Below are 25312 nucleotides of genomic sequence, written 5' to 3'. Positions count from 1 at the left end.
CCTCTCCTTCCAGGAGAGGGGACCCGCGCTCCGTCTCGTCAGCTGTCCGACCTAATCTACCGGACTCCGTATTAGGGAATACTTCGGGAACCTCGCAAAAACTTAGTTTGGAATGGTTCTGATCTAAGAACGTGGCGAAATAGCCTCTTTGCTTGTTTGGCGCGCTGGTCTACGCGCTAGCCACGATGCGCAAGAATCTCATCCCGTCCCTCGCCCTCGCCGCCCTCATCGCCGGAGGCGCCTCCCTCGGAGGGGCCGCCCAGGCGAAGGAGACGCCGATCGGCCCGCACGTGATCCAGAACGGGATCGAGGTCGGCGCCGTCTACCTGCAGCCGATCGAGATGGACCCGCCGGACATGATGCGCGCCGCCGCGCAGTCCGACATCCACCTCGAGGCCGACATCCACGCCGCCAAGGACAACCGCAACGGCTTCGCCGAGGGCGACTGGGTTCCGGCCCTGGCCGTGAGCTTCGAGATCACGAAGCTGGAGGGCGAGGCCGCCACCGGGCCGAAGGTCACGGGCACGCTGATGCCGATGGTCGCCAATGACGGTCCGCATTACGGCGACAACGTCAAGCTCTCCGGCCCCGGCCGCTATCGCCTGAAGCTCACCGTGGCCCCGCCCGGCGCCAGCAGCCATTTCGGCCGCCACGTCGACAAGGAGACCGGCGTCGCGGAGTGGTTCAAGCCCTTCGACCTGATCCAGGACTTCACCTTCGCGGGGATCGGCAAGAAGGGGGCGTACTGAGCCTCATGACCGCCGCACGCCGTTTCCTGCCCCTGATCGCCCTCGCGGCCGGCCTCGCCGCCGGCGCGCCCGCACGGGCCGAGGACCTGCCGGTGATCAAGGTCGAGATGAAGGACGGGACCATCACCCCGAACGTCATCGAGGTGCCGGCCAACACGCGCTTCAAGCTGGAGATCACCAACACGGGCACCAGCCCGGTGGAGTTCGAGAGCGTGGAACTGAAGCGCGAGAAGGCCCTCGCGGCGGGCGCGACCTCGTCCATCGTCTTCCGCACCGTCGATCCCGGCACCTACGACGTGTTCGACGACTTCCACCCGAATTCGAAGGCCACCCTGGTCGCCAAGTGAGTTCGTGACCAGTTAGAGACCGCGCGACCCCCTCGTACCCTTACCCCGGCAAAGTCATTTTCGCATGGCGGTCTCGACCTCCATCACGCCGCGCCACAGCCGCGATGCCTGGATCGACGCGAAGCTCGCCGATCTCGGGAACTGGCTGCAGCGCCATGGCGGCGTCATCCGCACCATTCAGTGGGGCGTGGTCGCCGTCTATCTGGTGCTCGTCGCGGTGCCGGCCTTCCTGCCGCTGCCCGACCGCAGCGCGCATCTCTGGAACGACCTGACGGTCTTCGCCCAATTCGCCTTCTGGGGCATCTGGTGGCCCTTCGTGCTGGTGAGCATGGTGCTGGTGGGCCGCGCCTGGTGCGGGGTGCTCTGCCCCGAGGGCGCGCTGACGGAGTTCGCCAGCCGCTGGAGCCTCGGCCGCGCGGTGCCGCGCTGGATCACCTGGGGCGGCTGGCCCTTCGTGGCGTTCGCCGGCACCACGGTCTACGGGCAGATGGTCAGCGTCTACGGTTATCCGAAGCCGGTGCTCGCCGTGCTCGGCGGTTCCACCGTGGCGGCGGTCATCGTCGGCCTGCTCTACGGGCGCAACAAGCGGGTCTGGTGCCGCTACCTCTGCCCCGTCAACGGCGTCTTCGCGGTGCTGGCCAAGCTCGCCCCCGTGAGCTTCCAGGTCGACCACGCGGCCTGGGCCGACTCGCCCAAACCGAAAGGTGCCGCCTTCAACTGCGCGCCCCTGGTTCCGGTCAAGACCATGAACGGGGCCGGCGCCTGTCACATGTGCGGGCGCTGCTCGGGCTATCGCGGGGCCGTGCGCCTCGCCCGGCGTTCCCCCACCCACGAGATCGTCCACGTGGCCGGCGCCGAGCCGAGCCTCGACCAGACGGTGCTGATCCTGTTCGGCATGATGGGTCTGGCGGTGGGCGCCTTCCAGTGGTCGTCGAGCCCCTGGTACATCGACGCCAAGCAGGCGATCGCCACCTGGCTGATCGAGCACGGCGTCACCTGGCCGCTCGAGACGACGCTGCCCTGGTTCATCCTGACCAACTACCCCGAGCACAACGACGTGCTGAGCGTCCTCGACGGTGCGTTGCTGCTGGCCTACATCGCCGCCGCCGCCATCGTCCTCGGCGTCTCGCTCTCGGCCCTCGTGGGACTCGCCACCCTCGCCCTCGGCGGCTGGTCCACGCGCCGTTTCCACCACCTCACCCAGACGCTGATCCCGGTCGCGGGCTGCGGCGTCTTCCTCGGCCTGTCGGCCCTCACGGTGACGTTCCTGCGGGGCGACGGCATCCACATCCCCTACGTCTCGGAGATTCGCGCCGCGCTTCTCCTCGGCACCAGCCTGTGGAGTGTCTGGCTCGCCTGGTCGGTGGCCGGCCTCTCGGCACGGGGGCTTCGCCGCATCGGCGCGACGCTCGGCATCGCCGCCGCCTGCACGCTCTCGGTCTACGGCTGGGCGCTGCTGTTCTGGATCTGGTAGGGCGCGATGCCGGCTCGGCCGCGCCCATAAACACAGAGGAAACCTCCGCATGATCGGAGCCTTCGTCATCGCCTTCCGCGAGGTCATCGAGGCCGGCCTCATCGTCGGCATCGTGCTCGCCGCCACCCGGGGCATCGCCGGGCGCGGCCGCTGGATCCTCCTCGGCATCCTGGGGGGCCTCGCGGGTGCCGCCCTCGTCGCGCTGTTCGCGGAGAAGATCTCGGACGCCTTCGAGGGCGCCGGCCAGGAGATCCTGAACGCCTCCGTGCTCATCGTCGCGGTGCTGATGCTGATCTGGCACAACACCTGGATGGCCAAGCACGGCCGCGAGATGGCCGGCGAGTTGCGCGCGGCCGGCGAGGCGGTGCGCACGGGCCAGAGCACCGCCGCCGGCCTCGCGCTGGTCGTCGGCGCGGCGATCCTGCGCGAGGGCGCCGAGCTCGTGCTGTTCCTCTACGGCCTCGTCGCGTCCGGCACCTCCGGTCCGGACATCCAGTTCGGCGCGCTCGCGGGCGTCGCGGTGGGCGCCGCCATGTCGTCGGTCAGCTATTTTGGTCTCGCGGCGATCCCGACCCGCTACGTCTTCTCGGTGACGAGCGCGCTCATCATCCTGCTGGCGGCGGGACTCGCGGCGCAGGCGGCGCAGTTCCTCACCAATGCGGGCCTGATCACCGTGCTCGACCGGCCGCTCTGGAACACCTCCGCGATCCTGCGCGAGGACAGCCTCGTCGGCCGCGTGCTCCATGCCCTCGTCGGCTACACGGACCGCCCGAGCGCCCTTCAGGTGATCGTCTATCTCGGCACCATCCTGGTCATGGTCGGGCTGATGCAATGGTCCTCGGCCGACAAGCGCCGCCACTTGCGCACGGCCTGAGCGCGCCGTGCACGTGACCCACGCGAGCGACGCGCCGGCCGGCCCGACCATCGATTTCGACGCCTTCCTGGCCGTCGACATCCGGGTCGGGACCGTTCTCTCCGCCGAGCCGTTCCCGGAGGCCCGCAAGCCCGCCCTGAAGCTCACCATCGATTTCGGGCCGGTCATCGGGACGAAGCGCTCCAGCGCGCAGATCACCGAGCATTACCGGGCGGAGGACCTGATCGGCCGGCAGATCGCCGCGGTGGTGAACTTCCCGCCGCGCCAGATCGGCAAGTTTCTGTCCGAGGTCCTCACCCTCGGTTTCACGGACGAAGCCGGCGCGGTGGTCCTGTTCCGGCCCGACCTGACGGTGCCGAACGGCAGCCGGTTGTTCTGAGACCGTCCTCCGCTCGATCGAAGCAGATCTGGTCTGAGGCGGACGCTCCCGGAATCCCGGTTGCCGCCGGACGGATTCTTCGCCATCCCTGTCCCCATGAGCGACTCTGAGAACGACGAATCCGGTATCGAATGGGACGAGGATTTCGCCGATCAGCTGGTCGGCGCGACGCTCTTCGTCGGCGTCACCTATCTCGATCACGAGGGAACGCTGATCCGGCGCCAGCAGGTTTTTGGCCGGGTCGAGACGGTGGATGCCGAGGCCGGAATCACGATCCAGCCGTTCGACGGCGGCGACCCCTTCACGATGGTGCCCATCCTGGAGGCGATCGAGCCGGCCAATCCCGGCTCGTACCGTCTCTCGGACGAGCACCCGGCCGTCGAGAACCCGGACTACACCGTGATCTTCAGCCTAACGGCACCCCTGCGCCACTGACGCGGGGCCGTTCAGCGGCGCCGCGCGGCGCCGTCCGTGATCGCGGCCAGCTTGGCCGCGAGCGCCGGACCGTCTCCGGAGAGGATCACGATCTTGTGCCGGCTCGTCTCGCCGGACGCGATCCGGATTTCGGAGCGACGCAGGTCCAAGCGCCTCGCGAGATACGCGATCAGGGCCGCGTTGGCGGCCCCGTCCACGGGCGGCGCGGCGATCCTAACCTGCAGAGCGACGCGTCCCTCGGGATCCGCTACCAGCCCATCGAGACCGTCGCGATTCGCGCGCGGCGTCAGGCGCACGGCGAGGCGGACACCCTCCGGCGTCACACGATAGGGCATGGATCGATCCACCCGGGCCTAGGGGCGCGGACCCGGTCCGACCCGCGCTTCGAGCGTTGCCGCGACATGGCTCCTCACGATCGGGAACTGGCGGACGCAATCGGGCTTGCGCCGAGATTCCGGGTGCATTGCAACAAAATCCCTGAAATGCCACGGCATTCCGGCTCCGCCGGGGTGTTCCGCCGCGTGGGGTGCACTAAGCTTCCGCCAAAGTCACGGGAAGCCGATATGTCCGATCTCCGCCTGCGCCGCAGCGTGCTCTATATGCCCGGTTCGAACCAGAGGGCGCTCGAGAAGGCGAAGACCCTGGACGCCGACTCGCTGATCCTCGACCTCGAGGATGCCGTGGCGCCGGACGCCAAGGACGTGGCGCGCGAACAGGTCTGCGCGGCGGTCAAGGGCGGCGGCTACGGCACGCGCGAGATCATCATCCGCGTCAACGCCCCCCAGACGCCCTGGGGCGAGGCCGACCTGAAGGCGGCGATCGAGGCGCGGCCCGATGCGATCCTGATGCCGAAGGTCTCGTCGCCGGCCGTGCTGGAGAGCATCGCCAACCATCTCGAAGCCCTCGACGCCCACGAGAGCATCGCCGTCTGGGCGATGATCGAGACCCCGGCGGCGATCCTGAACATTCAGGAGATCGCCAAGGCGCGGCGCGACCGGCGCACCCGTCTGACCTGCTTCGTGCTCGGCACCAACGATCTGGCCAAGGATACCTGGGCCCAGCTGGTGCCCGGCCGCGTGCCGATGCTGCCCTGGATGATGTTCACCCTCGCGGCCGCCCGCGCCGAGGGTCTGACGATCCTCGACGGCGTCTGGAACGACATCGCGGACGTGGACGGGTGCCGGGCCGAGTGCCAGCAGGCGCGCGACCTCGGCTTCGACGGCAAGACCCTGATCCACCCCAGCCAGCTGGAGCCGGCCAACACCTGCTTCGCGCCCTCCGACGAGGAGGTTCGCCGCGCCCGCCTCGTGATCGAGGCCTTCGAGAAGGAGGAGAACGCCAAGCGCGGCGCGATCAAGATCGAGGGCCGCATGTACGAGCGCCAGCACATCAGCATGGCGCGCCGGGCCGTGAACTGGCGCGAGGCCATCGCCGCCAAGGGATACTGACGGGCTGCCATGCGGCGCCGGGGGCGGAACACCGCCCGGCGCCGCCGCTTGTCCCGGACGAAGCCACAGGGCACCCACGGTGCCGGGCGCAACCCAGGACAGAACCGCCGAATGAGCCCGATCCTCGAACCCTTCACGCTGGGCGATCTCAGCCTCAAGAACCGCGTCGTGATGGCGCCGCTCACCCGCAGCCGCTCTTCCACCGAGGGCGTGCCGCCGGCCTTCGCGGTCGATTACTACGCCCAGCGCGCCAATGCGGGCCTGATCATCAGCGAGGCCACCAACATCTCGCCCCAGGCCGTGGGCTACGCCTACACGCCGGGTATCTGGAGCGCGGCGCAGGTCGAGGCCTGGAAGCCGGTCACCGCCGGGGTTCATGCCAATGGCGGGCTGATCTTCCTCCAGCTCTGGCACACGGGCCGGATCTCGCACCCCGACGTGCAGCCGGACGGCCAAAAGCCGGTGGCGCCTTCGGCGATCAGGCCCGAGGGCACGGCCTTCACGGAATCGGGCATGCAGCCGCACGTGACGCCGCGCGCCCTGGAGACCGACGAGATCCCCGGCATCGTCGAGGATTATCGCCGGGCCGCCGAGAACGCCAAGCGCGCCGGCTTCGACGGCGTCGAGATCCACTCGGCCAACAACTACCTGCTCGAACAATTCGTGCGCGATTCCACCAACCACCGCACCGATCGGTATGGTGGCTCGATCGAGAACCGCCTGCGCTTTCCCCTCGCGGTGGTGAAGGCCGTGACCGAGGTCTGGGGCGGCGGCCACCGCGTCGGCATCCGCCTCTCGCCCGCCACCACCGAGCCCGGCAAGACGCCGCTCGATAGCGACCCGAAGGCGACCTTCGGCGCCTACGTGGAGGCCCTGAACGCCTTCGGTCTGCTCTACGTCCACACCATCGAGGGCGTGACGCAGCAGACCCGCGACGTGCCGGATTCGGTGGATTTCGGCCAGATCCGCGAGCGCTTCCGGGGCGCCTATATCGGCAACAACCAGTACACGCTGGACCTGGCTGAGAAGGACCTCGCCGAGGGCCGCGCCGATCTCTTCAGCTTCGGCCGCCCCTACATCGCCAACCCGGACCTCGTGCAGCGCCTCGCCACCGGCGCCCCGCTGGCCGAGGCGCCGAAATCCTACTGGTACGGCGGCGGCGCCAACGGCTACTCGGACTGGCCCGGCATGAACGGACCGGTGGCGATCAAGCGCTGAGGCGCGCCTCGACCGAGATCTCGGACCGGCGGGGGGATTTCCGAAACGAAGTCCTGCCACGTTGGGCTCCATGCCGGTCCGTGGTTTGCAGATGCGTCGTTTCGGGTTTCTCCTCGTTCTGATCAGTGTTCTCGGCGCCGCTGGCTGGAGCGGCGCCGCGTACGCGGCACCGAGCGTACAGGTCATCTATCTCGTGCCGGCCGACCGTTCCGTGTCCGAGAGCTACCGCAAGGCCGCCGAATTCGGCGTCCGGCATGTCCAGGCATGGCTGAACGACACATTGAAGGGGGCGACCTTCCGGCTCGCCGATCCGCTCGTGCGTGTCGTCCGATCCGACAGGAAGGCCGCTTGGTTTCGCTCCACCGACCGGCATGCGGGTTATGGCGCGTTCTACCGCAACGCGGTGGACGAACTGACCCGCCTGGGTCTCGCGCGCTACGACGACCCGAGTGCCCGCTACCTGGTCTACGTCGATGCCGACCATGCCTGCGGACAATCCGGCGCTGGCGGGAACGGAATCGCGGTCGTTTCCGCCAACGACCTTCGCGGACTGGCCGGCGAGCCGATCGTGCCCGCTTGCGGCAAGGCGAACGGGGCCGAGATCCCGGGACGGTGCCGTTGGATCGGCGGCATCGGGCACGAGCTTCTGCATACGATCGGACTGATTCATCCCGATCGGTCCCCCGCCTGCCAGACCGCCCAGTGCCGCGCCGAGGCTCTGATGATGCAGGGCTATGTCACCTACCCGCGCGCGACCCTGCTCGATGAGGAGAAGGCGCAAATCCGGCGCTCGCCGTTCATCGAGCCGGGGATTCGGACGGAGGCCCGTGCCTGCGCGAACGACGCCGCCCCGCCGGGCCGCTGAGGCTCGGAGATGCTAACCGTGCAGGTGCGCCAGCACCGCGCCGCCGGCCTCGCTGGCGGCGTAGCGGGTGCGCTGCGTGCGGGGATTGCGCTCGGCGAGAGCGAGGAGGCCCGCCTCGCTCGCCAGCGTCTCCACGGCCCGCAGGACCAGCGCGTGCTCGATCCCGAACACCCGCGCGAAGCTGCGGCTGTCCTCGGCCAGCCCGAGATGGAGGGCGGCGAGGATGCCGGCCTCCAAATTCGAAAGGCCGGGCTGGAGCGCGGCCACCGAGTCGGTGACCGCCAGGAAGGTCTCGGCCAGGGCTTCTCCGGCAACCTCTCCGGTCCCTCCCGCCTGAGCGCTCATGCGGCGATCGGAGCGCGCAGCGAGACCAGAACCGACTTCGAGGTCGGGGTGTCGCTGCCTTCGCCGAAGGTCGAGAGCGGCACCAGGACGTTGAGTTCCGGGTAATACCCGGCGAGCGATCCGCGCGGCATGTCGAAGGGCACGAGGCGGAAGCTCTCGGCCACCCGCGTGACGCCGTCCGCATGCGTGCCGACGATGTCGACGCGGTCGCCGGTCAGCGCCCGGATCTCCGCGAGGTCGTCGGGATGCGCGAAGACCACCCGGCGCTCGCCGTAGACCCCGCGATAACGGTCGTCGAGGCCGTAGATCGTGGTGTTGTACTGGTCGTGGCTGCGGAAGGTCTGGAGCACGAAGGTGCCGGGCTCGCGCCGGGCCCGCTGGTGCTCCGTCGCCTCCGGCAGCGGGTCGGCGGAGAAGTTGGCCCGGCCGGTCGGCGTCTCGAAAGTCCGCTCGGCGGCCAGATTGCGCAGCATGAAGCCGCGCGGGCGCCGGACGCGCAGGTTGTAGCCGGTGAAGCCCGGGATCGTGCGCTCGATGAGGTCGCGGATCCGGTCGTAATCATCGGCCAGCATCGCCCAGTCGACCCGCTCCGAGCCGACGGTCGCCGCCGCCATGCCGGCGATGATGCCGATCTCCGAGCGGAGTTCCGGCGAGGCCGGCTTGTTGATGCCGCCCGAGCCGTGGACCATGCTCATGGAATCCTCGACCGTGACGATCTGGGTCCTGCCCTTCGCGTTGCGGTCGATCTCGGTGCGGCCGAGGCAGGGCAGCAGGTAGGCCACGCGGCCCGGCACGAGGTGCGAGTGGTTCAGCTTCGTCGCGATGTGGACGGTGAGGTCGCAGGAGGCCAGGGCCTTGGCGACCAGCGTCGTGTCCGGCGTCGCGCGGGCGAAGTTGCCGCCCAGACCGATGAACGCCTTGGCGGAGCCGTCCAGCATGGCGCCGATGCTCGCCAGCACGTTGTGGCCGTGCCGGCGCGGCGCGGTGAAGCCGAATTCCCGCTCCAGGGCGTCGAGGAGGGCGGCCGGCGGCTTCTCGTTGATGCCCACCGTGCGGTCGCCCTGCACGTTGGAATGGCCGCGCACGGGGCAGAGGCCGGTGCCGGGGCGCCCGACATGGCCGCGCAGGAGCATGACGTTGGTCAATTCGCGGATGGTGGCGACCGAGTGCCGGTGCTGCGTCACGCCCATGGCCCAGGTGCAGATCACCCGGTCGGCGGCGAGATAGACCTCGGCCGCGACCTCGATGTCGGCGCGGGTGAGGCCGGACTGGTCCTCGATCGCCGCCCAGGTCGTGGCATCGACGGCGGCGCGGTAGGCCGCGTGATCGGCGGTGTGGTTGCGCAGGAAGGTAAGGTCGAGCCGCGACGGTTTGCCGGCGGCGAGCGCCGCGTCGTCGGCCGCGAACACCGCCTTGGCGATGCCCCGGAAGGCCGCCATGTCGCCGCCCAGGCGCGGCTGGTAATAGTGGCTCGCGACCGGGGCGCTCGAGCCGCGCAGCATCTCCACCGTGTTCTGCGGGTCGGCGAAGCGCTCCAGGCCGCGCTCGCGCACGGGGTTGAACACCACCACCTTGGCGCCGCGCTGGGCCGCGCGGCGCAGGTCGCCGAGCATGCGCGGATGGTTGGTGCCGGGGTTCTGGCCCACCACGAAGATCGCGTCGGCCTTCTCGAAATCCTCGAGGAGCACCGTGCCCTTGCCGACGCCGATGGCCGCCTGGAGGGCGATGCCGCTGGCCTCGTGGCACATGTTGGAGCAGTCGGGGAAGTTGTTGGTGCCGTAGTGCCGGGCGAAGAGCTGGTAGAGATAGGCGGCCTCGTTGGAGGCCCGGCCGGAGGTGTAGAACTCGGCCTGATCGGGATGGCTGAGACCGCGCAGCGTGGCGCCGATCTCGGCGAAGGCCGCCTCCCAGGTGGTGACGACGTAGCGGTCGCTCGACGCGTCGTAGCGCATCGGATGCGTCAGGCGGCCCTCGCCCTCCAGGGCGTAGTCGGTCCAGCCACGGAGTTCGGTCAGGGTGTGCCGGGCGAAGAATTTCGGCGGCGTGCGCTTGTCGGTGGCCTCCCAGGAGACCGCCTTGACGCCGTTCTCGCAGAACTCGAACGACGAGCCGTGCTCCGGGTCGCCCCAGGCGCAGCCGGGACAGTCGAAGCCGTCCGGCTGGTTAGCCTTCAGCAGGGTGCGGGCGCCGGAGAGCGGTGCGCGGCTGCCGAGAAGGTGCTTGCCGCAGCTTTTCAACGCGCCCCAGCCGCCGGCGGCGGACGAACGCTTGGGGGTCGCGACCGGGTGATCCATGGAGGGTCCTGGCAGGGGCGGGGGGCGGGATGGGGACGGGATGGGAGGCTGCCCCCCGATATCGCAGTGCGAAGGCGGCGCTCAACCATGCGAAAACGCAGGCCCGTCATGCGCTTAAGGGTGCCATGCGTTTTCCGCAGGGTCGGCGTTCACCAGCTTGAAATCGTTCGAACCGGCGCGTGTCTTTCGGCTATGCCGCATGCATGGCCCCGACCCGTCGAGGTCCCGCTGGAGAGACGAGATCCATGAGAACGCCGGTTCGGGTGTTCGCCGCCCTGGCCACCGCCGTCGCTGTCGGGGTGGCGGTGATGGCGCATGATCGTCAGATGGGCGCCGAATGGGCGGTCTCGCGCGAGCAGATCGCCGATGCGCAGGCCTATGGAAAGCCGGGCGTCGAGATCGCTCCGGGGCGGATGGTGGTCGAGCCCCTTCCGAGCGAGGAGGCCGGCCGCCTGCCCCTGAAATGGGTCCTGCTCGGCCTCGCGGCCGGGGGCGCCGTCCTGGCCGGGACCGGGCGGCGCCGGCCGCGCTGAGGCCCGCGCGGCGGGGGGCGACGGATTGTCGTCGCCTACGACGACGGGGATCGCGAGGCGATGAGCCTCGGCAACGTGAAGCCGTAGAACTGGGCGATCGGCGGGCGGGTCGAGCGCAACGTCCAGGGCGGCGGCAAGTGGTATCCGGGCGTGATCTCCGCGCTCGGGGGCGACCGCATCGGCGTTGCCTACGACGACGGTGACAAGGAACGGACCAAGACGGGACGCTGCCGCTCGAAGGAGGCGTCAGGCCGCCATCGTCGCCAGCGCGGCCGCGTCGCGCCCGACGACCGAGGCGAGGCTCGTCGCGTTCTCGGCCTTCAGGCGCGCGACGAGGCCGCGCTTGATCTCCGGGATCAGGCCCGGCCCGGCATAGACGAGGCTGGAATAGAGCTGCACGAGGCTGGCGCCGGCGCGGATCTTGGTCCAGGCGGCCTCCGGAGAATCGATCCCGCCGACGCCGATCAGCGGCAGCCTCACGCCGACCCGCAGGTAGGTCTCGGCGAGGAGCCGTGTCGCCGCCGCGAAGAGCGGCCGGCCCGAGAGGCCGCCCGTTTCCGTGGCGAGCGCCGTCTCGCGCAGGCTCGCGGGGCGGGCGACGGTGGTGTTGGAGACGACGAGCGCCTGCACGCCGCGGCGCAGGGCCGTCGCCGCCATGGCGTCGAGAGCCTCCAGGGTGATGTCCGGCGCGATCTTGAGCAGGATCGCCGTGCCCGGATGGGTGGCGTCGCGCGCCTCGACCACGCGGGCCAGGAGTTCGTCGAGGAACGCCTCGCCCTGGAGGTCGCGCAGGCCCGGCGTGTTGGGCGAGGAGACGTTCACGGTGATGAAGTCGACCAGCGGCGCCAGGGCGCGGGTGCAGGTGACGTAGTCGGCCAGGCGGTCCGTCGACTCCTTGTTCGCCCCGATATTGACGCCGACCCGGCCCGGCCGGCCCTGCCGGGCCGCGAGGCGGGCCCGCACCACGTCGAGGCCCTCGCTGTTCAGCCCGAAGCGATTGATGACGGCGCTGTCCCGGGTGAGGCGGAACACGCGCGGGCGCGGGTTGCCCGGCTGAGGCCTCGGCACCACGCCGCCGACCTCCACGAAGCCGAAACCGAGGCCGAGCAGGGCGTCCGGCACCTGCGCGCCCTTGTCGAAGCCCGCGGCGAGGCCGACCGGATTCGGAAAGCGCCGCCCCAGCACCTCGACCGCGAGGCGCGAATCATCCGCGCCCGGCCCGCGCGGCGGCAGGGCCGAGAGTCCCCGCAGGGTCAGGTTGTGGGCGGTCTCCGGGTCGAGGCTGTGCAGGAGCGGCCGGGCCAGGGGGAACAGCGCGTTGATCACGGGAAGGCTCCGATCACCGGGAGACGGCCGTTACGCCGAGGGTTCGCCCCGAAGAGCGGCGGGGAAGACGTGGCGGCCATCGGAGCCGAGGGGCAACGCGTCGAGCGCCCGCACGGCATCGAGGGGCAGGTCGCCATAGAGATGCGGGAAGAGGTCGCCGCCGCGCGACGGCTCGTAGCGCAGGGCCGGCCCGAGGGCGTCCGCCTCCACCGAGACGAGGACGAGGTCCGTCGCGCCCGCGAAGTGGCGTGAGGCCGTCTCCGCCACTTGGGACGCGGTGGAAAAATGAATATATCCATCGGCCAGGTCGACCGGCGCGCCGGTGAAGCGGCCGAGCGCCTCGGCCTCCCGCCAGAGATCGCGCGGACAGATCTTGTAGATGATCGGCATCCGCGCTCCCTAACGGGTTTCGAGACGGCGATCAAACATCGCCGCTTCGCGCATCGCTGCAACTCTGGCGAGCAAGTCGTGAGAAGCTATCGGAGCGATGACGAAGCGTTTTTGATGGTCGAGTGGGCATTGCCATCAGGCGGAAATAGTTCTACTTTCCTAGAAATAGGCTGAACGTCTTAACCGTAGTGCGCTTTGAGCCCCAATGCTGTCTCATGAACAGATTTGGACCGCGATCGACCGCTTGGCCGAGCGGCATGGTTTCTCCGCATCCGGCCTCGCGCGCCGGGCCGGCCTCGACGCGACGAGCTTCAACCGCTCGAAGCGCATCGGCCCCGACGGACGCAAGCGCTGGCCCTCGACCGAATCGGTCTCCAAGGTGCTCGCCGCCACCGGCGCGAGCCTGGACGACTTTCTCCGCCTGATCGAGGCGCGCGGTGGCCCGCCGCGCACCATGATCCCGCTCGTCGGCATGACCCAGGCCGGCTCGGGCCGGCTGTTCACCGATGAGGGCATGCCCACCGGCGGCCCCGGCTGGGAAGAGATCGAGTTTCCCGACCTCGGCGACGACCGCGCCTTCGCCCTGGAGGTGCAGGGCGATTCGATGGCGCCGCTCTACCGGGACGGCGACGTGCTCATCGTCTCTCCCACCGCCAGCGTCCGCAAGGGCGACCGCGTGGTGGTGCGGCTCACGGTCGGCGAGGTTCTGGCCAAGGAACTGAAGCGCAAGACGGCACGCACGATCGAACTCGCCTCGCTGAACCCCGAGCACGCCGACCGCATCGTCAATGTCGGCGACATCGCCTGGATCGGCCGGGTGATGTGGGTGCGCCAGTAGGGTCGTCCCGGCGCTTTGCCGCGGCGGCGGATGCCGCTATGGCTTGACTCCGAGGGGCGCGACGTCCCGCATCGGCGGAGAGGCCATGGCATCGCCCCGGACGGACGACCCCGCGTCGGAGACGAGGCCGGACCCGGGCCTCGCCGCGCTCCTGACCGCTTCGCCCGTGCCGGCGCTCCTGCTCGACGCGGATGGGGACCGGATCGTCCTCGCGAACGCCTCCTTCCTGGCCTTGAGCGGGCGTGAGGCCGGCGAGGCGATTGGCGGCCGAGCCGCCGCGATGCTGCGGCCGGACGGAGACCGGGAGACCTGCGCCACCCTGAAAGCCGCTCTGACCGGCACCCGGCCCGAGGGCGTCGAGATCCTCGCGCAATCCCGGAGCGGCGCGACCTACTGGGCCCAGCTGCTCGTCGCCACGGTTCCGGGGACGGATTACCGGCTCGCGCAGGTGGTCGACGTGACCCGGCGTCGCGACGCCGAGGGCGCCCTCCAACTCTCGCGCCAGCGCGAGGCGCTCGGGCTCCTCACCAACAGCGTGGCGCACGAGTTCAACAACTTCCTCCAGATCCTGATCGGCTACATCGACGGCCTGAAGCGCCGCCTCGGCGACCGGGAGGAGCCGTTCATCCAGCGCGCGATCCTGCGCTCCACCGATGCCGCCGAGCGGGCGACGATCCTGACCCGACAATTGCTGGCCTTCTCGCGCCGCATCGCTCCGGACGTGCGGCCGGTGGACCTGAACCGCCTGATCGAGGATTTCGGCGCCCGGGTCGGCCCGACGCTGCCGACGCGGGTCGACCTCGCCATCCGCCCCCATCCGGGCCTCGCCCCCGGCCTCGCCAACCCGACGCAGGTGGAACTGGCGCTGACCCATATCGTGGCCAATGCCTGCGAGGCGATGCCCCAGCCGGGGCGGATCGTCATCGCGACCTTCGCGGTGCCGCCCGGGGACCGCGGCCTGCAACGGCCGGGCGACGGGGCGGTGGGCATCCTGGTCACGGACGAGGGCCAGGGCATGTCGCCCGAGATGTCGGCGCGGGCGCTGGCGCCCTTCATCACGAGCCGCGAGGCCGGGCGGGGCACGGGGCTCGCCATCGTGCACGGCCTGATGAAGCGCCAGAACGGCACGGTCTCGATCGATTCGAAGCTGGGGGAGGGATCGGTGGTCCGCCTCGTCTTTCCGGCCGTCGTCTGAAATCGACTCCGGCTCGCCGGCCGCGCACCGAAAAGCGCAGTCTGTAAGGACTAAAACCCATGCTGGAACGTCACCATATGCAGGAGCGGCGTTCGCGCCGGGCTCTTTCGAGGTCGTCGACCTCTCCGTTCGTCATCAGAGGCGTCTTCATGCTCACCTCCACCACTCGTCGCAAGCGCGCGGCGTCCATGCTCGCGCTCGCCGCGGCGTTGACCCTCGCCGCGCCCGTCGTCGAGGCGCGTCCCGGAAGCGGCAGCAGCGGTGGCATGGGCTCGCGCGGATCGCGCACCTTCACGCCGCCCTCCGCCACCACGACGGCGCCCGGCGCACCGGCCCCGATTCAGCGTTCGCAGACCCAGCCCGGCCCCGCCATGGGCAATCCGGGCATGAACCAGGCCGCGCAGCCGGGCCGTCGCTTCGGCGGTGGCTTCATGGCGGGCCTGCTCGGCGCGGGCCTGCTCGGCGCGCTGCTGGGCGGCGGCTTCTTCGGCGGCCTCGGCGGCATCATGTCCTTCCTCGGTCTGCTGCTGCAGGTCGGCCTCGTCGTGATGCTGGTGGCCTTCGCGGTGCGCTGGTTCCGCCGTCGCCAGGACACCCCGGCCGCCGCGGGTCTCGCCCGCTCGGACCTTCAGTCCGGAGCGCGTCCGAACCCGGCGCCCATGGCCGGCGCACCGCTGGGAGGCGGCACCGCCAGTGCCCAGGCGCGCGGCCCGGCTCCGGTGCAGCCCGTTCAGGCACGCCCGGTGCAGATCGGCCCCGGTGACTTCCAGAGCTTCGAGATCGCGCTCAACGACGTCCAGGCGGCCTATGGCCGTGAGGACGCGGCGGCCCTGCGCAACCTCGCCACCCCGGAAATGGCCGGTTACTTCATCGAGGAATTGCGGGCCAACGAGGCGCGCGGCGTCGTCAACCGGATCTCGGACGTGAAGCTCCTGCAGGGCGACCTGTCCGAATCGTGGGGCGAGGGCAATGCCGAGTACGCCACGGTGGCGATGCGCTACGCGATCAAGGACGTGACCCTCGACCGGCGCACCCAGCGCGTGGTCGAGACCGGCGAGCCCGAGGCCGTCGAACTCTGGACCTTCGTGCGCGAGCGCGGCGGCCGCTGGGTCCTCTCGGCGGTCCAGCAGGGCCGCTGATCGCAACCGGACCCGGATGCGAATCGAAGAGGCCGCGCGGAGCGATCCGCGCGGCCTCTTTCGTTTTCGTCATCCCAAATCCGGTTGCCCCCTTCGGGATGGCGGATCCGGGCTTCGCTCAGGCGGAGACAGGATCAGCCGTCCTTGAGCGCCCGCGCCATCGCCACGAAGGCGGAGACCGGGACTTCCTCGGCCCGCGCGGTCTCGGCGATGCCGGCGGCGGCGAGGAGGCGGGCGGGGTCGGGGACCGCCGCCTTCAGGCTCTGGCGCAGCATCTTGCGGCGCTGCCCGAAGGCCGCGCGGGTGATGGCTTCGAGCGCCTGGACCGAGCAGGGCAGGGGCTCGGCGCGCGGCGTCAGACGGACGATGGACGAGGTCACCTTCGGCGGCGGCACGAAGGCGGACGGCGCCACGTCGAACAGGATGTGGGCCTGCGTGCGCCAGCCGCAGAGGACGCCGAGGCGGCCGTAATTGGCGCGGTCGTGCTCGTCGGCGACGATGCGCTCGGCGACCTCGCGCTGGAACATCAGCGTCAGCGAATCCCACCACGGCGGCCAGGCCGCGCCCGTGAGCCACCCGACCAGGAGCGGCGTGCCGATGTTGTAGGGCAGGTTGGCCACCACCCGCACCGGCCCGGCGCCGATGAGGGGCGTGGGGTCGAAGCGCAGGGCGTCGGCATCGATCACGTCGAGGCGGCCGGGATAATGCGCGGCGACCTCGGCGAGCGCCGGCAGGGCGCGGGGGTCGCGCTCGATGGCGATGACGCGGCGCGCGCCCTCGGCGAGGAGTGCGCGCGTGAGGCCGCCGGGCCCTGGGCCGATCTCCACCACGGTGACGCCGTCGAGGGGGCCGGCGGCGCGGGCGATCCGGCCCGTCAGGTTGAGGTCGAACAGGAAGTTCTGGCCGAGCGCCTTCTTCGGCTCCAGGCCGTGCCGGCGCACCACCTCACGCAGCGGCGGCAGGCCGTCCACACTCAGCTCGCCATCCCCGCTCACGCGCCGGCCTTCGCGAGTCGGGCGGCGAGACGGAGGGCCGCCATCAGGCTGTCGGGCCGCGCAACGCCCCGGCCCGCGATGTCGAAGGCGGTGCCGTGATCCGGTGAGGTCCGGATGAAGGGCAGACCGAGGGTGACGTTCACCCCCTCGTCGAAGGCCAGGGTCTTGATGGGAATCAGTCCCTGATCGTGGGTCGGGGTCAGGGCCACATCGTAGCTCGCTCGTGCCCGTTCGTGGAACAGGGTGTCGGCGGGGAGCGGTCCCCGGATGTCGATGCCCTCGTTCTGCAACTGCATCACGGCCGGCTCCAGCACGTCGCGGTCCTCGGTCCCCATCGTGCCGTTCTCGCCCGCATGGGGATTCAGGCCGGACAGGACGAGGCGGGGCCGCGCGAGGCCGAAGCGATGGCGCAGGTCGTGGGCGACGATGCGGGCCGTGCGCACCACCAGATCCTGCGTCAGGAGCTCGGGCACCCGGCGTAAGGCCACGTGGATGGTCACCGGCACCACCGCGAGGGTTTCGGACCACAGCATCATCACGGGCAGCGGCGGCGCCTCGCCGGGCGCGACCGCGAGGGAGGCGAGAAACTCCGTGTGGCCCGGATGCGCGAAGCCGACCTGGGTCAGGACGTACTTGGCGATGGGGTTCGTCACCAGCGCCGACGCGGCCCCGCGCTGCACGAGGGTCACGGCGGTGGTGATCGATTCGAGGATCGCGCCCGCATGCGCCGAATCCGGGCGGCCCGGCACGGCATCGACGCGCATGCCGCTCGGCATCGGCATCACCGGCAGAGCGCGCGCGAAGACCTCCTCGGCGAGGTCGGGGCCGACATCGGCGACCGGGACCTGCAGGTTCATCGCGCCCGCTCGGCGCTCGATGAAATCGGGATCGCCGATCAGGAAGAAGGGCGGCAGACCCGCGCCGTCGTCGCGCGCCAACCATGCCATCAGGGCGAGTTCGGGGCCGATGCCGGCCGGGTCCCCCAGTGTGAGGGCGACGGGCGCGCGCAGGCGGCTCACCGCCGGCCTCCGCATGCGTGGGCGCCGGACCCTGTCAACGGATCGTCGAGATGCCGTCGGCCGTCACCGCGGTCCCGAGGTTCTGGCGGAAATCGGCTTCGCCCAGGGTCTTGAGTTCGAGCCTCAGGAGGACGGTGCGGTTGCGCTCGCTGGTGCCGAGCGCGGTGGCGGTCGGGGAGACGATGTAGTTCACCGACACGGTGGTGCACTCGTCCTGATAGCCGCCGCCGATGCTCATGCCCGAGAGGTAGAAGCGCCCGGGATTGGAATAGACCGGCGCATCGCCGACCGGGTTCGCAAGGTAGGAGGCATAGGCGGTCTTGAACGTGTCGCGCACGTCGAGGTAGTGCGACATGTCGATCAGGGCAGACCCGGTCACGAACCAGTTCGGCGTGACGTGATAGGTTGCCGAGGCGGTCACGCCCTCGCGGCGATTGGCGAAGCCCAGAGCCGGCTGGGCCTTGTAGTAGGAATAGAAGGCCGAGAGGTCGATCGGCGCGAAGGGCGAGAGCCGGGCGATGATACCGGTCTCGACCCGGTTCACGCCGAGATCCGCCTGATCGAAGCGGCCGCGCGTGATGAAGGTGATGTTCTGGTTCGGCGAGAGCTGGAAGCGGCCGACGAAGTCCGAGCGCCGGTTCTCCAGGCCGGAATCGAGGCCCACATTGGCGATGTCGCCCCGGCGGAAGGAATTGACACCCGCGATCTGGATCGACTCGCCGAACATGGCGTTCGCGTACCAGCCGGCCGGGGTCACGACGGAGTATTGCGCGCCGAGATTGGTGCGCACGCCGCCCTCGACCCGGTCGTAGCCGGAGAACTTGTCCCACTCGAACAGCGAGGTGTCGTCGAAGATCAGGCTCTGCGCGTCCTCGTTCGGCAGGCGGCCGATATGCGTCTCGCTCGGCCGCGCGATCACCTGGGCGATCGGCTCGATGGTGTGGACGCCGAGGGGCCCGAAATTGCTCACGAAGGGATAGCGGTAATCGATGCCCACGGCGGGCAGCACGCGGCCCGAGAAGTCGGCGTCCTGGCGGGCGATGTTCTGCACCAGGGCATTCTGGTAGCCGGAATTGCGCGGATCGACGAAGAACGCGTCCGTGCGCAGGTAGGCGAAGGGGGTGAAGACCTGCCCCATGTCGTCGATGAAGGAGCGGCGCCAGGAGAGCTGGGCCGAGGCGCGGGTGTTGGTGCCGGCCAGGCCCCGGATGATGCACTTGCCCCGCTCGAACGTGGTGCAGGTCTCGTAGAGGTTGTAGGTCCGCCCGTTGACGGTCGGGGTCAGCAGGTAGCCGGTGGGGCTCTGCACGGCCTGGAAGTCGGTGGCCTGACGCGTCAGGCTGGTGATGTTGGCCTCGAACCGCACCTCGCCGCCGAGCGGCGCCGGGCCGTTGATGCGCTTGTCGTAGTCGATCACGGGCGCAACGAAAGGCTGCTCCTTCTGCCAGTCGAAGCTCGACAGGCCCTTGAAGTAGTAGCCGCGCGCCTCGAACCACGAGCGGTCGCCCTGGCCGATCAGGTAGGCCGTCGAGACCGCTTCACGGAAGTAGTCCGTGGTGATGCTCTGGTTGCGGATGCGGTAATTGTCGAGGAACCACTTGTCGGTGACGCCGACGACGTCCCAGCCGGTGCGCCAGCGGTCGTTGATGTAGAACTGGCCCTTGGATTCCACCGCGCCCCGGAAGTCGCGGTCGCCCGCGCCGAGGGGGCCGGGCAGGAAGGCGCTCGGCGTGGTCTGGAAGATGCCGGAGAGGCGTAGGTTGTAGGAGCCCGTCTCGAGGCGGTGGCGGAACTCCGCCTGACCGAGGACGCCCTGGTTGCTCAGGAAGGCGGGCGAGAGGGTCAGGTCGTAGTTCGGCGCCAGATCGATGAAGAACGGCGTCGCGACCCCGGAGCCGAGCGCCGTCGAGGTGACGAAGCGGGGCGTCAGGAAGCCGGTCTTGCGCTTCACCGTCGGATCGGCGGTCTCGAAATACGGCAGGTAGGCGACCGGGATGCCCGCGATCTCGAGGCTCGATTCCTCGAACGCGATGGTGTGAGTCTGATTGTTGTGGATGATCTTGGTGGCGCGGATCTGCCAGAGCGGCGGCGTCTCCGGATTGTTCTTGCACGGCTCGCAGGCGGTGTAGGTGCCGTATTCGAAGCTGGTGGTGTCGCCCTCGATCCGCTCGGCGCGGGGCGCGGAGAACCGGGTGCGGACCGGCTGGCCGTGGAGTTCCACGGTCTGCTGCACGCGCAGGGCATCGATGAAGCCGCTCCGGAAATCGTCGGTCAGCTCCATCTTCTCGCCGGTCAGCACCGCGCCGGTGGCCTCGGTCAGCCGCACGTTGCCTTCCGCGTAGACGCGGCTCGCGTTGCGGTCGTAGGTCACCCGGTCGGCCTGGAGCACGCGGGCGCCGTAATGCAGCTCCGCGTTGCCGCGCGCCATCACGGTGTTGCGGTCGTTGTCGTAGACGAGCTCGGCCGCCTCGACGAGGAGGCGCTCGGCCGGCTTCTCGCCGGCCTTCCGAGCGGGGACGGCTTTCTGCCCGGCGGCGCTCTTCGGGCCCGGCTGAGCCGAAGGGCCCGACTGCGCCGAAGAACTCGATTGCGCCATGGCGCGGCCGCCCGTCGCCGCCGGTGCGGCGACGGTCAGGAGGGCCACGAACCCGGTGGCTAACGCGATGTCGGCGACCTTACGCAACGCCAGTCCCAACTCCTGCCAAGGCCCCTGCACCCTCTCCACCCGCGAGTCCGACATCAGCCGTCCTCCTGATAGAGAAGCGTGAGCGTACCGAGGAGACTCCCTACCACGGCCGGGAACCACGCCGCCACCGCCGGCGTCACGATTCCCGAGGCACCGAGGCCTTCCAGCACCTGTCGGGCGACATACAGCACGAACCCCGCCGCCACGCCGCCCAGCACGAGCTTACCCACACCACCAAAGCGGAAGAACCTTAAGGAAACGCTGGCCGCCACCAGCACCATGGCGAGGAACAGGACCGGCCGGGCCAGCAGCACATCGTACTGGAGACGGTAGCGCGTGGCATCGAGACCCGCCCGCTCGAAGCGCGCGATGGTCTCGGTCAGTTGCCAGAAAGGCACAGATTCGGGGGGCGTGAAGCGCTGCCGGACCTGCGATGGCACCAGGGTCGAGGCGATGAGGTAGGTGTCGAAGGTCTCGGCCGGCTGCCCCTGGGCCATCACGCGGGCCTGGGTCAGCGCCCAGTAGCCGTCGTGCAGGCTCGCCCGCGCGGCCTCGATCTGCGCGGTGAACCGGCCCGCCTCGTCGAAGGTGAAGACGGAGACCCCGGCGAGCGCGGTGGTGCCCTCGATCGCGGTGTCCGCCCGGATGATGGCCTGCCCGTCGAGGCTGCGCTGGCGCAGCCAGAGGTCCTTGCCGGAATTCGCCTTGGTGGAACGCGAGAAGATCTTCGCCTCGATCTCGGTGGAACGCTGCTTCATCAGGGCCGAGACCGGATTGTAGACGCCGACCGTGAATGCCCCGATGGCCAGCGCCACGAACACGCCCGGCTGCAGGAACTGCCAGGCCGAGATGCCGGCGGCGCGCGCGACCACGAGTTCGAGCTTGCGCGAGAGCTGGAGCAGGGCGGCCATCGAGCCGAACAGGATCGCGAAGGGCAGCACGCCCTCGGCCACCGCCGGCGTCCGGTAGAGCGAGAGCTGCGCCATCAAACCCGTGGACGCGCCCTCGGCATCGCCCGCGCGGCGCAGGAGTTCGACGAAATCCAGGGTGTAGACGAGCGTGAAGACCGTGAGGAACACGCCCAGGATGGTGCGCAGGAAGCGCATGGCGAAGTAGCGGCCGAGGGTCGCGCCGATCAGCATGGCCTAACCGCGCCTCACTGCACGCCGAGGCGCGGGCGCCGCCTGAGGCGAGCGACGAGGCCCGCGAAGGCACGGATCGCGCGGGCATTCCGCTCCCGCACGGCCGCGCCGTTGAAGATGATGATCGTCGAGATCAGGATGGCGAGGAGCGGCACGCCGTAGACCGCCGCCACGGCGCCGGGGCTGCGCGCGGCCGCGCTGCTGGCGGCGAATCCCCCGATCCGCACCACCACCACCGCGATCACCGCGCCCGCCACCGCGAGGCCGCGTCCCTGCCGGGTGGTGCGCGGGTCGCCCAACGCCGCGAAGGCGATGAAGGTCAGGGCCAGGGGGTAGAGCCAGGACGAGAGCCGATCGTGCAGTTCCGCCCGGAAGCGGCCCTTCTGCTGCTTGTAGTAGGTCTCGCCGGTATCGGGGAACAGGAGCTGCATCGTGGCGCGCTCGCGCGGCTTGTAAACCAGCTCCGCGTCCGGCGGCGTGAAGGCCGCGAGGTCGACGGTGTAGCGCTCGAAGGTGATGATCGAGGCGTCGCGGGAGCCCTTCTGCTGGCGGTGGATGCTGCCCTTCTCCAGGGCGAGGTAGCTCTGACCGCCATACTCCATCGCCTGCCCCCGCTCGGCGAGGTAGACGACCGATTTCCCGGCCTCGCGCTTGTCCTGGATGAACAGCCCGAGCAGGCCGCCGCCCGGACCGCGCTCGCGGAAGTGGAAGGTGATGCCGCTGTCGAGGCTGGTGAACTGCCCCTCCTTGACCACGTTGGCGATGAAGTCGCCCCGGACGCGCGTGAGCACGTCGCGCAGTTCCTGGAACGAGGACGGCATCACCTGGATCGTCAGGAAGGCCACCGCGAGGCTGACCGCGAGGCCGAGGCTGAGGAAGGGGCGTAGGATCTGGCGCGGCCGCATGCCGGCGGCCGACATCACGATCAGCTCGGAATCGCCGTTCAGCTTGTTCAGGGTGTGGACCACCGCGATGAACAGCGCGACCGGGGCGATGACGGTGATCAGGGTCGGCAGCGACAGGCCGGTGATCAGGAAGAAGATGACCAGCGTCTGGCCCTTGGCCGTGATCAGGTCGAGTTCGCGCAGGGCCTGGGTCACCCAGATCGTGCCGGTCAGGCCGACCAGGCAGGCCAGGAACGCCCCGAGCGCGATTCTGAAGATGTAGCGCTCGATCTGCGTCATCGGTTCTCGTGGATCGGCGTCTCGCGGCACGCCCCCGCATCGCCCGGGCGGGAAGAATGTCCCGCCTGTCTCTACCTGTCCCGCCCCCCGGCCGTCGACTCCGATCGGGGCGCGCCAAATCGGGCGGTTTCGCGGCGTTCCGATCGCGTTGCGTTCTGTGCCTCAACGGGTACACAGAAGCGCCTGGAGCGGAGCGCGTCACCGTGTGCCGCTCCGCACGGTTTGCTCGCACTTCTTCGAACGTATCTCTCGTTCGAGTCCCATTCTCGGAAAGCAGCGTCATGGCGGACGGAATCACGATCGCGTTCGGGCCTCTCGGTCCTGTGGGCCGGGGCGACATCGTCCTGTTCGTGGGCGACGACCTCGCGCTGGCGCCCGCCGTGGCGCAGGCGATCGGCGGCGGTGTCGCCGACCTCGTGGCGCGCGCCGCCGCGAGCGAGCGCTTCAAGGGCAAGTCGCTGTCGGCCCTGGCCCTGCCGGCCCCCGCCGGCCTCGACGCCGACCGGCTTCTGGTGATCGGCCTCGGTTCGGAGAAGGACCGCGCCAAGATCGACTGGCCGGCGCTGGGCGGCTTCACCGCCGGCAAGGTCTCGGGCCGCGACGCGCACGCGGCGCTGACGTTCGCCGGGCTCGACGTGACCGCCGAGAACGCCGCCGACTTCGCGCTCGGCGCCCGCCTGCGCCATTACAGCTTCGACCGCTACAAGACCAAGAAGAAGCCCGAGGGCGAGGACGCCAAGGGCACCTCCCTGACCCTGATGGTGGCGGACGCCGCCGCCGCCGAGAGCGCCGCCAGGACCGCCGAGGCCGTGGCCGACGGCGTCATCCTCGCCCGCGAACTCGTCAACGAGCCGCCGAACGTCCTTCACCCGGAGGAATTCGCCCGCCGCACCGAGGCGCTGACCAAGCTCGGCGTCGAGGTCGAGGTGCTCGGCCCCGGCAAGCTCGAGGCGCTCGGCATGCGCGCCCTGCTCGCGGTGGCGCAGGGCTCCACCAAGGAGGCCCGGGTCGTGGTGATGCGCTGGAACGGCGGCGCCGACCCGGCCGAGGCGCCCATCGCCTTCATCGGCAAGGGCGTGTGCTTCGATTCCGGCGGCATCTCCATCAAGTCCGCCGGCGGCATGGAGGACATGAAGGGCGACATGGGCGGCGCGGCCTGCGTCGTCGGCACCCTGCACGCGCTCGCCGCCCGCAAGGCGAAGGTCAACGTCATCGGTGCCATCGGCATCGTCGAGAACATGCCGGACGGCGACGCCCAGCGCCCCGGCGACATCGTCACCTCGATGTCGGGCCAGACCATCGAGATCATCAACACCGACGCGGAGGGCCGCCTCGTCCTCGCCGACGTGATCTGGCACATCCAGGGCTCCTACAAGCCGAAGTTCATGATCGATCTGGCGACTCTGACGGGCGCGATCATCGTGGCGCTCGGCCAGGACATCGCCGGCATGTACTCGAACGACGATGCCCTCTCGGCGAAGATCACCGCCGCCGGCGAGGCGACGGGCGAGGCCGTTTGGCGGATGCCGCTGATCCCGGCCTACGACAAGGCGATCGATTCGAAGTTCGCCGACATGAAGAATTCCGGCGGTCGTCACGGCGGTGCCGCAACCGCGGCCTCGTTCCTGAAGCGCTACGTCAACGATGTCCCCTGGGCGCATCTCGACATCGCCGGCGTGGCGATGTCCTCCTCGGCGAGCGAGATCAACCGGAGCTGGGGCGCCGGCTGGGGCGTGCGCCTGCTCGACCGTCTGGTGCGCGACAACTACGAGGGCTGAACCTGGCTCGCGAACCTGCCGTGCGCGGCGCGGTGCCGGCCCTTCTTCCCCTGGCGGCGGCGATCCTGGCGATCGGCGTCGCCTTCGCGACGGGGTTCGACCAGCGGACCCCGTTGCCGCCCGTGCTGGAGGCCCGGTTCTACGGCTTCTTCCTCGATCGCTACCCGCTCTTCGGGATCGCGATCATCTATGGGCTGGCGCGTCTCGCCGTCGTGATCCTCCGGCCCAGCCCCGCCGGATGGCCGCGCCGGCTGATCGGGGGCGTCCTGGCCCTGGCCCTGTTCCTCGCCGCCTGCCTGTACCCGACCTTCGGCGGCGTGACCCTGCGCCTCGCCTTCGCAAGCGGCGGCTCGGCGTTCCTGGCGCAGCAGCCCATGCTCGGAGCCTACGCACTCGGCTCAGGCCTCGCGGCCCTTCTCTACGCCGCGACGCTCGGGCTCGGAGCGCTGCTGATCGGCAATGGCGCGCGCGTCCGGCGCCGCTGGCTCCGGCGCCTCGGCGCGATGCTGGTCCGCACGCTCGCGCTCTGGTTCGCCCTCGCGGTGCTGGGTCTCGCGCCGCTCGCGGGGTTCGGCATCTGGCCGCGCCGGGCGATGACGACGGCCGATGCCCTGCTGGCGATGGCGCTCGCCTGCGCCGCGTTCCTGCCCCACCTCCTC

Annotated in this window: 25 protein-coding genes; 15 read left to right on the top strand and 10 right to left on the bottom strand. The window is 70.0% G+C overall.

What is annotated here, in order from left to right; all coding sequences use genetic code 11:
- Window positions 1-185 precede the first annotated feature (185 nt).
- The 6 genes from MKK54_RS00960 (at window position 186) to MKK54_RS00935 (ending at window position 4258) form a co-directional block, all read left to right on the top strand.
- Complete coding sequence (locus tag MKK54_RS00960) at window positions 186-749, top strand: iron transporter (protein WP_244008644.1); 564 nt, start codon at window positions 186-188, stop codon at window positions 747-749.
- Window positions 750-754: 5 nt separating this feature from the next.
- On the top strand, window positions 755-1096 hold the full coding sequence (locus MKK54_RS00955; RefSeq protein ID WP_244008643.1) for a cupredoxin domain-containing protein: 342 nt from the start codon (window positions 755-757) through the stop codon (window positions 1094-1096).
- 64 nt (window positions 1097-1160) lie between these two features.
- The gene (locus MKK54_RS00950) at window positions 1161-2570 is read left to right on the top strand and encodes a 4Fe-4S binding protein (RefSeq protein WP_244008642.1); all 1410 of its coding nucleotides are present in this window, start codon (window positions 1161-1163) and stop codon (window positions 2568-2570) included.
- A gap of 49 nt (window positions 2571-2619) precedes the next feature.
- Window positions 2620-3444, top strand: a complete 825-nt coding sequence (locus tag MKK54_RS00945; RefSeq protein ID WP_244008641.1) for an FTR1 family protein — start codon at window positions 2620-2622, stop codon at window positions 3442-3444.
- Between the two features lie 7 nt (window positions 3445-3451).
- The gene (locus tag MKK54_RS00940; RefSeq protein WP_244008640.1) at window positions 3452-3823 is read left to right on the top strand and encodes a tRNA-binding protein; all 372 of its coding nucleotides are present in this window, start codon (window positions 3452-3454) and stop codon (window positions 3821-3823) included.
- Window positions 3824-3919: 96 nt separating this feature from the next.
- Window positions 3920-4258, top strand: a complete 339-nt coding sequence (locus MKK54_RS00935) for a hypothetical protein (protein WP_244008639.1) — start codon at window positions 3920-3922, stop codon at window positions 4256-4258.
- Between the two features lie 11 nt (window positions 4259-4269).
- On the opposite strand, the gene MKK54_RS00930 is transcribed toward MKK54_RS00935, so the two are convergent.
- Window positions 4270-4593, bottom strand: a complete 324-nt coding sequence (locus MKK54_RS00930) for a DUF167 domain-containing protein (protein WP_244008638.1) — start codon at window positions 4591-4593, stop codon at window positions 4270-4272.
- A 228-nt stretch (window positions 4594-4821) separates the two neighbouring features.
- Between MKK54_RS00930 and MKK54_RS00925 the strand changes: the two genes are divergently transcribed.
- The 3 genes from MKK54_RS00925 to MKK54_RS00915 all read left to right on the top strand — a co-directional run bounded on the left by MKK54_RS00925 (window position 4822) and on the right by MKK54_RS00915 (window position 7789).
- Window positions 4822-5706, top strand: coding sequence for an HpcH/HpaI aldolase/citrate lyase family protein (locus MKK54_RS00925; RefSeq protein WP_244008637.1), 885 nt, complete (start codon window positions 4822-4824; stop codon window positions 5704-5706).
- Window positions 5707-5817: 111 nt separating this feature from the next.
- Window positions 5818-6924: an alkene reductase gene (locus tag MKK54_RS00920; RefSeq protein ID WP_244008636.1), complete on the top strand. Its 1107-nt coding sequence runs from the start codon at window positions 5818-5820 to the stop codon at window positions 6922-6924.
- Window positions 6925-7015: 91 nt separating this feature from the next.
- Window positions 7016-7789, top strand: coding sequence for a hypothetical protein (locus tag MKK54_RS00915; protein WP_244008635.1), 774 nt, complete (start codon window positions 7016-7018; stop codon window positions 7787-7789).
- 12 nt (window positions 7790-7801) lie between these two features.
- Here MKK54_RS00915 and MKK54_RS00910 read toward each other — a convergent pair whose 3' ends face one another.
- Entirely contained in the window at window positions 7802-8134 is a 333-nt protein-coding gene (locus MKK54_RS00910; RefSeq protein ID WP_244008634.1) for a hypothetical protein, read from the bottom strand.
- Window positions 8131-10428 (bottom strand): FdhF/YdeP family oxidoreductase, encoded by a 2298-nt coding sequence (locus MKK54_RS00905; protein ID WP_244008633.1) that lies wholly within the window; start codon window positions 10426-10428, stop codon window positions 8131-8133. The genes MKK54_RS00910 and MKK54_RS00905 overlap by 4 nt, the downstream gene beginning before the upstream one ends.
- Window positions 10429-10673: 245 nt before the next feature.
- Here MKK54_RS00905 and MKK54_RS00900 point away from each other — a divergent pair, with 245 nt between their 5' ends.
- Window positions 10674-10961 carry a hypothetical protein gene (locus tag MKK54_RS00900; protein WP_244008632.1) on the top strand — a complete coding sequence of 96 codons (288 nt, stop codon included), beginning with the start codon at window positions 10674-10676 and terminating at the stop codon, window positions 10959-10961.
- A gap of 246 nt (window positions 10962-11207) precedes the next feature.
- Here MKK54_RS00900 and MKK54_RS00895 read toward each other — a convergent pair whose 3' ends face one another.
- Window positions 11208-12287: a quinone-dependent dihydroorotate dehydrogenase gene (locus MKK54_RS00895; protein WP_244008631.1), complete on the bottom strand. Its 1080-nt coding sequence runs from the start codon at window positions 12285-12287 to the stop codon at window positions 11208-11210.
- Between the two features lie 30 nt (window positions 12288-12317).
- Entirely contained in the window at window positions 12318-12677 is a 360-nt protein-coding gene (locus tag MKK54_RS00890) for a DUF952 domain-containing protein (protein WP_244008630.1), read from the bottom strand.
- 205 nt (window positions 12678-12882) lie between these two features.
- Here MKK54_RS00890 and MKK54_RS00885 point away from each other — a divergent pair, with 205 nt between their 5' ends.
- The 3 genes from MKK54_RS00885 (at window position 12883) to MKK54_RS00875 (ending at window position 15849) form a co-directional block, all read left to right on the top strand.
- The gene (locus MKK54_RS00885) at window positions 12883-13515 is read left to right on the top strand and encodes a helix-turn-helix transcriptional regulator (RefSeq protein WP_244008629.1); all 633 of its coding nucleotides are present in this window, start codon (window positions 12883-12885) and stop codon (window positions 13513-13515) included.
- Between the two features lie 85 nt (window positions 13516-13600).
- Entirely contained in the window at window positions 13601-14710 is a 1110-nt protein-coding gene (locus tag MKK54_RS00880; protein ID WP_244008628.1) for an ATP-binding protein, read from the top strand.
- Window positions 14711-14859: 149 nt separating this feature from the next.
- Window positions 14860-15849 carry a TIM44-like domain-containing protein gene (locus MKK54_RS00875; RefSeq protein ID WP_244008627.1) on the top strand — a complete coding sequence of 330 codons (990 nt, stop codon included), beginning with the start codon at window positions 14860-14862 and terminating at the stop codon, window positions 15847-15849.
- Window positions 15850-15983: 134 nt separating this feature from the next.
- Here MKK54_RS00875 and rsmA read toward each other — a convergent pair whose 3' ends face one another.
- The 5 genes from rsmA to lptF all read right to left on the bottom strand — a co-directional run bounded on the left by rsmA (window position 15984) and on the right by lptF (window position 22875).
- Window positions 15984-16826 (bottom strand): 16S rRNA (adenine(1518)-N(6)/adenine(1519)-N(6))-dimethyltransferase RsmA, encoded by an 843-nt coding sequence (rsmA, locus tag MKK54_RS00870; RefSeq protein WP_279597089.1) that lies wholly within the window; start codon window positions 16824-16826, stop codon window positions 15984-15986.
- A 14-nt stretch (window positions 16827-16840) separates the two neighbouring features.
- The gene (gene pdxA, locus MKK54_RS00865; RefSeq protein ID WP_244008664.1) at window positions 16841-17791 is read right to left on the bottom strand and encodes a 4-hydroxythreonine-4-phosphate dehydrogenase PdxA; all 951 of its coding nucleotides are present in this window, start codon (window positions 17789-17791) and stop codon (window positions 16841-16843) included.
- 106 nt (window positions 17792-17897) lie between these two features.
- Entirely contained in the window at window positions 17898-20603 is a 2706-nt protein-coding gene (locus MKK54_RS00860; RefSeq protein WP_244008625.1) for an LPS-assembly protein LptD, read from the bottom strand.
- The gene (lptG, locus tag MKK54_RS00855; RefSeq protein ID WP_244008624.1) at window positions 20603-21691 is read right to left on the bottom strand and encodes an LPS export ABC transporter permease LptG; all 1089 of its coding nucleotides are present in this window, start codon (window positions 21689-21691) and stop codon (window positions 20603-20605) included. Before lptG ends, MKK54_RS00860 begins: the two co-directional genes overlap by 1 nt.
- Before the next feature lie 14 nt (window positions 21692-21705).
- Entirely contained in the window at window positions 21706-22875 is a 1170-nt protein-coding gene (gene lptF / locus MKK54_RS00850; protein ID WP_244008623.1) for an LPS export ABC transporter permease LptF, read from the bottom strand.
- A gap of 281 nt (window positions 22876-23156) precedes the next feature.
- Between lptF and MKK54_RS00845 the strand changes: the two genes are divergently transcribed.
- Both MKK54_RS00845 and MKK54_RS00840 read left to right on the top strand, forming a co-directional pair.
- Entirely contained in the window at window positions 23157-24653 is a 1497-nt protein-coding gene (locus tag MKK54_RS00845; protein ID WP_244008622.1) for a leucyl aminopeptidase, read from the top strand.
- Between the two features lie 20 nt (window positions 24654-24673).
- Window positions 24674-25312 (top strand): hypothetical protein (locus tag MKK54_RS00840; protein WP_244008621.1); only part of this gene is annotated, 639 nt, incomplete at its 3' end.

Source organism: Methylobacterium sp. J-068, from assembly GCF_022829445.1.
Classification (GTDB): Bacteria; Pseudomonadota; Alphaproteobacteria; order Rhizobiales; family Beijerinckiaceae; genus Methylobacterium.
Note: the sequence above shows the minus strand (reverse complement) of the source record. Positions and strands in the feature narration are given on the sequence as shown.

Bases quoted from the DNA above. Each gene is read 5' to 3' on its own strand.
- MKK54_RS00950 (WP_244008642.1), top strand. From the start codon at position 1,161: ATGGCGGTCTCGACCTCCATCACGCCGCGCCACAGCCGCGATGCCTGG.
- MKK54_RS00935 (WP_244008639.1), top strand. From the start codon at position 3,920: ATGAGCGACTCTGAGAACGACGAATCCGGTATCGAATGGGACGAGGAT.
- lptF (WP_244008623.1), bottom strand. From the start codon at position 22,875: ATGACGCAGATCGAGCGCTACATCTTCAGAATCGCGCTCGGGGCGTTC.
- lptG (WP_244008624.1), bottom strand. From the start codon at position 21,691: ATGCTGATCGGCGCGACCCTCGGCCGCTACTTCGCCATGCGCTTCCTG.
- MKK54_RS00885 (WP_244008629.1), top strand. From the start codon at position 12,883: ATGCTGTCTCATGAACAGATTTGGACCGCGATCGACCGCTTGGCCGAG.
- MKK54_RS00845 (WP_244008622.1), top strand. From the start codon at position 23,157: ATGGCGGACGGAATCACGATCGCGTTCGGGCCTCTCGGTCCTGTGGGC.
- MKK54_RS00880 (WP_244008628.1), top strand. From the start codon at position 13,601: ATGGCATCGCCCCGGACGGACGACCCCGCGTCGGAGACGAGGCCGGAC.
- MKK54_RS00945 (WP_244008641.1), top strand. From the start codon at position 2,620: ATGATCGGAGCCTTCGTCATCGCCTTCCGCGAGGTCATCGAGGCCGGC.
- MKK54_RS00960 (WP_244008644.1), top strand. From the start codon at position 186: ATGCGCAAGAATCTCATCCCGTCCCTCGCCCTCGCCGCCCTCATCGCC.
- MKK54_RS00905 (WP_244008633.1), bottom strand. From the start codon at position 10,428: ATGGATCACCCGGTCGCGACCCCCAAGCGTTCGTCCGCCGCCGGCGGC.
- pdxA (WP_244008664.1), bottom strand. From the start codon at position 17,791: ATGGCATGGTTGGCGCGCGACGACGGCGCGGGTCTGCCGCCCTTCTTC.
- MKK54_RS00920 (WP_244008636.1), top strand. From the start codon at position 5,818: ATGAGCCCGATCCTCGAACCCTTCACGCTGGGCGATCTCAGCCTCAAG.
- MKK54_RS00860 (WP_244008625.1), bottom strand. From the start codon at position 20,603: ATGTCGGACTCGCGGGTGGAGAGGGTGCAGGGGCCTTGGCAGGAGTTG.
- MKK54_RS00890 (WP_244008630.1), bottom strand. From the start codon at position 12,677: ATGCCGATCATCTACAAGATCTGTCCGCGCGATCTCTGGCGGGAGGCC.
- MKK54_RS00900 (WP_244008632.1), top strand. From the start codon at position 10,674: ATGAGAACGCCGGTTCGGGTGTTCGCCGCCCTGGCCACCGCCGTCGCT.
- MKK54_RS00910 (WP_244008634.1), bottom strand. From the start codon at position 8,134: ATGAGCGCTCAGGCGGGAGGGACCGGAGAGGTTGCCGGAGAAGCCCTG.
- MKK54_RS00955 (WP_244008643.1), top strand. From the start codon at position 755: ATGACCGCCGCACGCCGTTTCCTGCCCCTGATCGCCCTCGCGGCCGGC.
- MKK54_RS00875 (WP_244008627.1), top strand. From the start codon at position 14,860: ATGCTCACCTCCACCACTCGTCGCAAGCGCGCGGCGTCCATGCTCGCG.
- MKK54_RS00915 (WP_244008635.1), top strand. From the start codon at position 7,016: ATGCGTCGTTTCGGGTTTCTCCTCGTTCTGATCAGTGTTCTCGGCGCC.
- MKK54_RS00925 (WP_244008637.1), top strand. From the start codon at position 4,822: ATGTCCGATCTCCGCCTGCGCCGCAGCGTGCTCTATATGCCCGGTTCG.
- MKK54_RS00930 (WP_244008638.1), bottom strand. From the start codon at position 4,593: ATGCCCTATCGTGTGACGCCGGAGGGTGTCCGCCTCGCCGTGCGCCTG.